This window comes from Streptomyces sp. NPDC127084, from assembly GCF_042724175.1.
GTDB lineage: Bacteria > Actinomycetota > Actinomycetes > Streptomycetales > Streptomycetaceae > Streptomyces.
This window is the reverse complement of the sequence record NZ_JBHXFA010000216.1, coordinates 1,198-8,770: the sequence shown is the minus strand read 5'-3', so window position 1 is coordinate 8,770 and position 7,573 is coordinate 1,198. Positions and strand designations below refer to the sequence as shown.

At 70.9% G+C, this 7,573-nt stretch carries 7 protein-coding genes; 4 read left to right on the top strand and 3 right to left on the bottom strand.

All coding sequences use genetic code 11. From position 1 onward, the window contains the following. The first annotated feature begins 53 nt into the window (after positions 1-53). Positions 54-968, top strand: coding sequence for a DUF6891 domain-containing protein (locus ACFWI9_RS31140; RefSeq protein ID WP_387167697.1), 915 nt, complete (start codon positions 54-56; stop codon positions 966-968). Between the two features lie 348 nt (positions 969-1,316). Next, positions 1,317-1,910, top strand: coding sequence for a winged helix-turn-helix domain-containing protein (locus ACFWI9_RS31135; RefSeq protein ID WP_387167694.1), 594 nt, complete (start codon positions 1,317-1,319; stop codon positions 1,908-1,910). A gap of 9 nt (positions 1,911-1,919) precedes the next feature. Here the strand turns inward: ACFWI9_RS31135 and ACFWI9_RS31130 are convergent, their stop codons facing one another. Beyond that, positions 1,920-2,939 (bottom strand): helix-turn-helix domain-containing protein, encoded by a 1,020-nt coding sequence (locus tag ACFWI9_RS31130; RefSeq protein ID WP_387167691.1) that lies wholly within the window; start codon positions 2,937-2,939, stop codon positions 1,920-1,922. A gap of 127 nt (positions 2,940-3,066) precedes the next feature. On the opposite strand from ACFWI9_RS31130, the gene ACFWI9_RS31125 reads away from it, so the two are divergent. Next, a complete protein-coding gene (locus tag ACFWI9_RS31125) occupies positions 3,067-3,954 on the top strand; it encodes an NAD(P)-dependent oxidoreductase (protein ID WP_387167688.1) in 888 nt (295 codons plus the stop codon). A 157-nt stretch (positions 3,955-4,111) separates the two neighbouring features. On the opposite strand, the gene ACFWI9_RS31120 is transcribed toward ACFWI9_RS31125, so the two are convergent. Then, positions 4,112-5,554 (bottom strand): PepSY-associated TM helix domain-containing protein, encoded by a 1,443-nt coding sequence (locus tag ACFWI9_RS31120; protein ID WP_387167685.1) that lies wholly within the window; start codon positions 5,552-5,554, stop codon positions 4,112-4,114. 56 nt (positions 5,555-5,610) lie between these two features. Beyond that, a complete protein-coding gene (locus ACFWI9_RS31115) occupies positions 5,611-6,216 on the bottom strand; it encodes a hypothetical protein (protein WP_387167683.1) in 606 nt (201 codons plus the stop codon). 226 nt (positions 6,217-6,442) lie between these two features. Between ACFWI9_RS31115 and ACFWI9_RS31110 the strand changes: the two genes are divergently transcribed. Continuing rightward, entirely contained in the window at positions 6,443-7,456 is a 1,014-nt protein-coding gene (locus ACFWI9_RS31110) for an NAD-dependent epimerase/dehydratase family protein (RefSeq protein ID WP_387167680.1), read from the top strand. Positions 7,457-7,573 lie beyond the last annotated feature (117 nt).

The following is a 7,573-nucleotide window of genomic DNA, read 5'->3' as shown; positions in this document are numbered from 1 at the left end:
GAATCCGGCTGGCGGCCCGTCCGCTGTCAGTGGGCTCTGCCATGGTGGTGCGCATGCTTGCGATCACCGTGCAGACCGAGGACCAGCGGCGGCATGTCCGTCCGACGACGCAACAGCTCGACGAGTTGGTGCGGCGGATCGGCACCAGGGGCGACAACTACCTCGTCGTCCAGCGCATACCGGACCTGCCCGATGTCTACGTCCAGGTCTGGCACGAGACCGGCGGGGACTACACGCTGGAGCACCGCGACGGCGGCCACGACCGGCATTTCCAGGTGCTGGTCGACGACCCGGAGACGGTGACCGCGGCCATGCTGGGCTGGGCACGGCAGCAGGACGGCTGGGACGCCGGTCTGGGCTGGACGCTTCTGGACATGCCGGCACCGGAGCCCGCGCCGCTGGACCTGGACCACGAGGACCGCGAACTGCTGGAGCGGCGGGTGTGCGAACTGCTCGTCGGCGGTTACGGGACACGGGCCCAGCTGGCGGAGATCGCCGAGGACTACCTGGTCGACGGCGACCACCACCCGGTGACGTCCCAGCAGGCCCGGGAGCTGGTGGACAGGCTGTGGCTGGAGCGGGTGGCCGAGCAGTCAGGCTGGCAGGGCGAGACCGACCCTGAGCGGATAGGCCGTGCGTTCGCAGCCCTGGAAGCGGGCGGCGTCACCGCCCGGGAGCACTTCACCTGCTGCCGAAGCTGCGGTCAGACCGAGATAGGCGCCGCCGGTTCACCGGACGCACGCGGTTTCGTCTACTTCCACACGCAGTGCACGGACTCAGCGGCAGCCGGCCGCGGACTGGACCTGCTGTACGGCGGGTTCGACGGCTCATCGGAGACCACCGCCTCCATCGGCCGGGAGGTCGTGGCGGCACTCGCCGCCGTGGGCCTGTCCGTGGACTGGAACGGCAACCCCGGGGAGACGATCACGGTGACACCGCTGGAGTGGCGCAAGCGCCTGGTGGGGTGACGACTGCCTCAGCGTCCCTTGGTGGCAGGCCACTTGGGTTCCTCATCGGCGTCCACTCCGTGTACACCCGGGTGTCCGCGCAGTGAGACAGGGTCTGCTGCCGCCCTGCCTTCTCTGCTTCAATGAGGCCATGGCCAGCTCCCAGGACTTCGCGAACGGTCGCGGTGACAGCGACCTCGAGCCGTTCTGGCCGTCCCGTCAGCACCACGACTACGACCGTGTGTGTTGCCGCCTGAGGAACACGTCGGCCCTCTAAAGCCCTCGGACCGCCTCGGTCCGGGCGCCTTCGGCCGACGCGCACGGCGTATCCGCTCGATCATTCCTCTGCGCGAAAGAGTTGACCTCCTCATGGCGAACACCGCTGTCACGAACGCGCGGCACCGGCTCCGGGCCGTCGCTCCGGACGAAACCGCGCATGTCGCGGACTTCCTTCCACCGGGCGCCACCTGGCTGCCCGCGCCGCCGCACACCCTGCCCAGCCTCCCGGGCCGCCCGCCGATGGTCGGATACCTCGTGCTCGTACCGGCGACCGGTCAACAGCCGTCGCTGTCCCCGCTGCCTGCCGTGACACCGGTGGCCCCGGTGTCCGCTGCGGCCACTTCGGTGGCCGAGTACGAAAGTGCGGCCGAGGGCCGCGGCCCACATGAGGACGGGGGCAGTGAAGGGCCGGTGGTGGTCGACTCCGCCCGGCGGACCGCCGCCGTCGACGGTCGGGCTCTCGATCTCACCTACCTGGAGTTCGAACTGCTGGCCCATCTGGTAGCGCATCCGCACCGGGTGCACACCCGCGACCAGTTGGTGGAGACCGTCTGGGGCTACGGCCATGTGGGCGACGGCCGGACCGTGGACGTCCATGTGGCCCGGCTGCGCCGCAAGCTGGGGGCAGGGCACCGCCACACCATCCAGACCGTGCGGCGGGTCGGCTACAAGTACGCCCCCTAGTCTTCCGCGTCAGGACGTGCCACGGCTCACCTGTGCGGCGGTCGGGCAGGGGAACGCGCGCCGGTAGTCGCTCGGTGACACCCCGACCTGCCTGAGGAAATGATGCCGAAGGTTGTTCGCGGTACCGAGGCCGCTCAGCTCCCCGATCTTCTCGACCGGAAGATCCGTCGATTCCAGGAGCGTCCGGGCCCTTCCCAGCCGCTGCTCGAGGAGCCACCGGAGGGGAGTTAGCCCCGTGGCGGCCCGGAGGCGGCGGTAGAACGTCCGGGGACTCATCGCCGCCCTCCGTGCCAGCTCGTCGACCGTCAACGGCTGGTCCAGATGAGCGCGTGCCCATTCCAGCACCGGGACGAGTCCCTGATCGTCCGCCTCGGGTACCGGCAGGTCGATGAACTGCGCCTGGCCGCCGGGGCGGTGCGCCGGAACGACCATCCGGCGCGCCAGTTGGTTGGCGACGTGCGCACCGAGGTCGCGCCGCACCAGATGCAGGCACAGGTCGAGGCCGGCGGTGAGCCCGGCGCTGGTGAGCACATCGCCGTCGTCCACGTACAGCACGGAGTCGTCGACGTGGACCTTCGGGTAGCGCTCGGCAAGTTGCGCGGTGTGCATCCAGTGGGCCGTGGCGCGGCGTCCGTCGAGCAGTCCGGCCTCGGCGAGCGCGAACGCCCCGGTGCACAGCGAGACCATACGGGCACCCGCGTCGTAGGCGCCGCGCAGGGCGGTGATCAGCTTCTGCGGCAGCGGTGCGCCCTCGTCCACGCACGAGTCGGGTACAGAGGGAACGATCACCGTGTCGGCGTCCGCGAGGTCGTCGAGCCCGTACCTCGTCCGCAGTGAGAGGCCCGCTCCCGGCATCGCGCCGTCCTGCGCAGGCTGATCGATGCCGCACAGTCGCAACTCGTACCAGGGGTCTGCGAGGTCGGGCTGCGGCGTTCCGAAGACGGTGCACGGAATGCTCAGTTCGTAGAGGTCCCACGAGGGGACGGGCAGTTCCTCGGTCACGACGACGGCGACAGATCCGGCACCCATAGCCCGAATCGTATGGCAGGAATTTGGTGGCAGCCGTCACCGGTGTCACTGTCCCGGCTCGCCGGACGCTGCGAGCGTGGTCACCGCGTGATCGACCAACACGCAGTGATCTCTGAGGAGTTGTGCCATGAATAGCGACCGACATGCCGTCACCGTCATCGGGCTGGGCTCGATGGGCTCGGCTCTTGCCACCGCCCTGCTGGACCGGGGCCACCCCCTCACCGTGTGGAACCGCTCGGCGTCGAAGGCGCAGCCGCTGGTCGACCGCGGAGCCAGGCTGGCCGCGACCCCCGATGAGGCGGTTTCCGCGAGCCCGCTCACCCTCGTGTGCGTGCTCGACTACGACGCCCTCCATTCCGCCCTCGACCCTGCCGCCGGCGCCATCACGGGGAAGACGCTGATCAATCTCACCTCGGGTTCACCGGAGCAGGCTCATGAGGCCGCAGCCTGGGCCCGTTGCCTGGGCATCGACTACCTCGACGGCGCGATCATGACCACCCCGCCCGGTGTGGGAAGCCCCGAGATGATGTTCCTCTACAGTGGCTCGCGCGACGTGTTCGAAACCCACCGTCCGACTCTGGCGGCCTTGGGTGATCCCGTGTACCTGGGCTCCGACCCCGGCTCGGCCTCCCTGTACGACGCGGCACTCCTCGGATTGATGTGGTCGGCCATGACCGGCTGGCTGCACGGTGCCGCGCTGGTCGGCGCGGACGACAAGACACCGGCCACGGAGTTCACGCCCGTCGCGATCCGGTGGCTGACGGCGGTGGCCGGGTTCCTCACCACCTACGCGCCCCAGGTCGATGCCGGGCGCTATCCGGGCGACGACGCCACCGTCGATGTGCAGATCGCCGCCATCGGCCACCTCATCCACGCAGCGGCACTCCGGGGCATCGACAACGCCCTGCCCGAACTGCTGAGGGACGCGATGCGGCGGGCGAAGGCCGCGGGGCACGGCTCCGACAGTTACGCCAGTCTGATCGAGGTGCTGAGGAACCCGGTGCAAGTCATGTGATCGTGATGCCGGCAACGCACCATGCCCACGCGCCTTCCGGCGTGAAGCCGGTTGAGCGGCTTCGACGGCGTTGCGGCGAGGGTGGACGCGCGATGCGGGCCGGGTCGGCTCAGGAACCGTCCCGGCCCGCATCGCCGGCCGCGGATGCGGACGTGTCTCAGGCCTGCGCCCCGGCCCTCCGCCGTGCCACGAGGCCCAGCACGATGTCGATCACGAGGAAGACCAGCAGGCTGATGCCGAGCAGCGGCACGAACCAGCCGACCAGCGCCGTCACCGCGGCCAGCGGCAGCAGCATGGTCACCGGCACCTTGCGCCAGGCGCCGCGCGGCATCGGCCGGCCGGCGGTCAGCTTGCGCTCCTTCGTGGGCCTGCGCAGCCACCACATGCGGTAGCCCCAGCCCACCAGGAACATCAGCGCCACCGCGAGCCCCGCGAGAGCGAGCTGGTTGACCAGGCCGAAGGTGTAGCCCATGTGGAGGTCAATGCCGAACCGGGTCAGCTTGGCGAGCAGCGGATAGTCCTCGAACGCCAGCTTGTCCATCACCCGTCCGTCGGCGGGGTCGACCGCCACGGTGTCGAGATGGACCGGGAACTCACGGTCGCGCTCCTTGACCACATACCCCTGGCCCTCACTCGGCAGGGTGATCTGGATCTGCTCTTCGACGCCTTCCGCCCGCGCCGCCTCGACCACCTTGTCCAGACCGACGTCCGGGCCGGTGGCCGGCTGCGGGGTGGTGCCGTGTCCGGCCCCGTGGCCCTGGTGGGCGCCGCCGGATTCCTGACCGTCGAGTGCGGCGGAGACCGCGGGGGTGGCCCCGCCGAGCTGGGTCTGGATCTTGTCGATGTTGGCACCGGCGTAGGTCGACCAGGTCAGACCGGTGGCGGAGAGTACGAGCAGGCCGAGCACGGCCCACAGACCGACGGAGCCGTGCCAGGAGAGCGTCCTGCGGCGGCCGGTGGCGGAGCGCTCGGGCACGAAGAGCGCCTTGCGGCTTGCCCGCTTGCGGCCGATCCACAGCAGCAGACCGCCGAGTGCGACCACCCACATCCAGCTCGCGGCCATCTCGCTGTAGAGACGACCGGTCTCACCGAGCTGGAGGTTCGAGTGGAGACCCGACAGCCAGCCGCGTAGCGGCAGCGCGTCGCCGGAGGTCTCCAGCTCGCCGCGCACCTTTCCGGTGTACGGGTCGACGAAGACGGTGAGTTCCTTGCCCTCGGCGACCTCGGGGCTCTGCATGAGCACCCTGGTGCTCGCGCCCTCCTCAGGGGACGGCCACACGGCGGTGACCGTGCCCTCGGGGTGTGCTTCGCGGGCCGTGGAGACCTGGGTGTCGAGCGGGATCGTGGCGGAGCCCGCGTCGGCGGTCAGCTCATGGCTGTAGAGCACCTTCTCCGCGGGCAGCGAGACGGCGTACAGCAGTCCCGTGGTGGCGGCTATGAACAGCAGCGGGGAGACGAGCAATCCCGCGTAGAAGTGGATGCGCAGAACGAGCGGTCGCAGCGCGCTCCAGGTGGAGGAGCGGGGTGCGGGGGCCGCGGTGGCGGTGTCCGGTGAACCGGCGGCCGGCTCTTCTGGTCTCACAGAGTCGTCAATGGCCATGGCAGTCTCGGCAGTCCTCTGGTTTGTGCGTTGACATGGGGAGTAGCGGTCCCCGGTCAGACGTACGCTCCGGGGGCCGTGTCGCGGGTGGCTGACTGCCACGGCGGACCGCGCCGCGACAGCGCGTGGGCGAGTACGACTCCTTCGAGACGCCGGGCGGCGCGGGTGCGGGGCGGCATGGGCCGTCCCGGCAGCTCCGGGACCCGGACGACGGCGAGGACTCGGCGCACCCGGCGCAGGGGTGCGAAGGCGAGGCAGCCGATGGTGCGGGCGAGCTGGAAGAAGGCCGATTCGCCGCGTGCGAGCCACAGCGCGCAGACCAGAGCGCCGATGACATGGGCGGTGACCATGCCGATGGACGGAGTGAAGGGTGCGGGCGCCAGGACGGCGGGGTCGCCGGCGGCGCCCGCCATGGCATCGAGCGCCATGGAGTCCGTGCCCGTCAGATGCGTCCGCCCGCCCCCGTGTGCCGAGGCGGTGTGGGTGTCGGAGCCGGTGAACATCAGGTGCAGGGCGCCCTGGACGGTCAGCAGCCCGGCACCGATCGAGAACGCGCCCCTGCGGCGGGTGCCCGCGAGCCAGGCCGCTCCCCCGCTCACCGCGAACGCGCCGACCAGCGCGGCCGGCGGCAGGTCGTGCCCAGACAGGGATGAATGCCCCATTGCCGCCAAAGTCGAGCACACCGCCGCGAATAGCGCGGCTCGGAGGGTGCGCATCGGCGACCGGGTATCCGTCATGGCCCGGACATGGTGCCATCATGTCCACCGGTAACGGCAGCCCAGGGCCCTCTGAACGTTCTGGGAGTTCCCGATTCCCCTGGCAGCGGAAACGTTCTCCCACGAGCGGAACGGGTCGCCGACCCGGCCGCGGGACGGCAGAGTCACGATCATGAGACTTCTTGTACTGGGCGGGACGGAGTTCGTGGGCCGGGCGGTCGTGACGGCCGCGCTCGCACGCGATTGGCAGGTGACGGTGTTCCACCGGGGGCTGCATCCGGCCCCCGACGGGGTGACCGTGCTGCACGGCGACCGGGAGGCGCCGGACGGGCTGAAGGCGATCGAAGAGGAAGCCGCGACACACGGGCACTGGGACCTGGTGGTGGACACCTGGTCGTCCGCGCCCCGGGCCGTACAGAACGCGGCACGGCTGCTCGCCGATCGGGCGGGGCACTACGCGTATGTGTCCAGCCGCTCCGTCTACGCGTGGCCGCCGACAGCGGGCATGGACGAGGACGGCCCGCTGGTCGAGGGGGCCGCCGCCGACGCGGAGTCCACCGATTACGCACGCGACAAGCTGGGCGGTGAGCTGGCGGCGATCAGGGAATTCGGCGCGGAGCGCTCTCTGCTGGCGCGTGCCGGTCTGATCATCGGCCCCTGGGAGAACGTCGGTCGGCTGCCCTGGTGGCTGAACCGGGTGGCCCGGGGCGGCCCGGTCCCGGCGCCCGGCCCCCGTGATCTGCCGTTGCAGTACATCGACGTACGCGATCTGGCCGAGTGGCTGCTGGACGCCTCGGGCCAGGGTGTGTCGGGCGCGTACAACGTGGTGAGCCCGTCCGGGCACACGACCATGGGCGAACTGCTGGAGGAGTGCGTCCGGGTCACCGGAGCGGACGCCCGGCTGTGCTGGCTCGACGAGGAGGCGATCACCGGGGCGGGGGTCGCCCCCTGGACCGATCTGCCCATCTGGATCCCGCGCGGCGAGTCGCATGACGCGATGCACCAGGCGGATGTGTCCAGGGCCCTCGCCGCGGGCCTGCGCTGCCGCCCGGTCGCCGAGACGGTCGCGGACACCTGGGCGTGGCTGCGTTCACTGGACGGGGAACCACCACTGCGTACGGTGCGCAGCCCCGCGGGGCTGACACCCGAGCAGGACGCGGCACTGCTGGCCGGAAACCGCTCCTGATTCACTCCCACCGCCCGCCGCCGACCCTCGACCCCGACCGGCGGGCCCCCGCCCCGCCCCCCGGCGGCGGGGCGGGGGGGGGGGGGGTAACTCTGTCACCCCCGTTGTGGCCCAAGA

Coding starts and splice junctions, on each gene's coding strand:
- ACFWI9_RS31125 (WP_387167688.1), top strand. CDS start 3,067: ATGAATAGCGACCGACATGCCGTCACCGTCATCGGGCTGGGCTCGATG.
- ACFWI9_RS31130 (WP_387167691.1), bottom strand. CDS start 2,939: ATGGGTGCCGGATCTGTCGCCGTCGTCGTGACCGAGGAACTGCCCGTC.
- ACFWI9_RS31135 (WP_387167694.1), top strand. CDS start 1,317: ATGGCGAACACCGCTGTCACGAACGCGCGGCACCGGCTCCGGGCCGTC.
- ACFWI9_RS31120 (WP_387167685.1), bottom strand. CDS start 5,554: ATGGCCATTGACGACTCTGTGAGACCAGAAGAGCCGGCCGCCGGTTCA.
- ACFWI9_RS31140 (WP_387167697.1), top strand. CDS start 54: ATGCTTGCGATCACCGTGCAGACCGAGGACCAGCGGCGGCATGTCCGT.
- ACFWI9_RS31115 (WP_387167683.1), bottom strand. CDS start 6,216: ATGGGGCATTCATCCCTGTCTGGGCACGACCTGCCGCCGGCCGCGCTG.
- ACFWI9_RS31110 (WP_387167680.1), top strand. CDS start 6,443: ATGAGACTTCTTGTACTGGGCGGGACGGAGTTCGTGGGCCGGGCGGTC.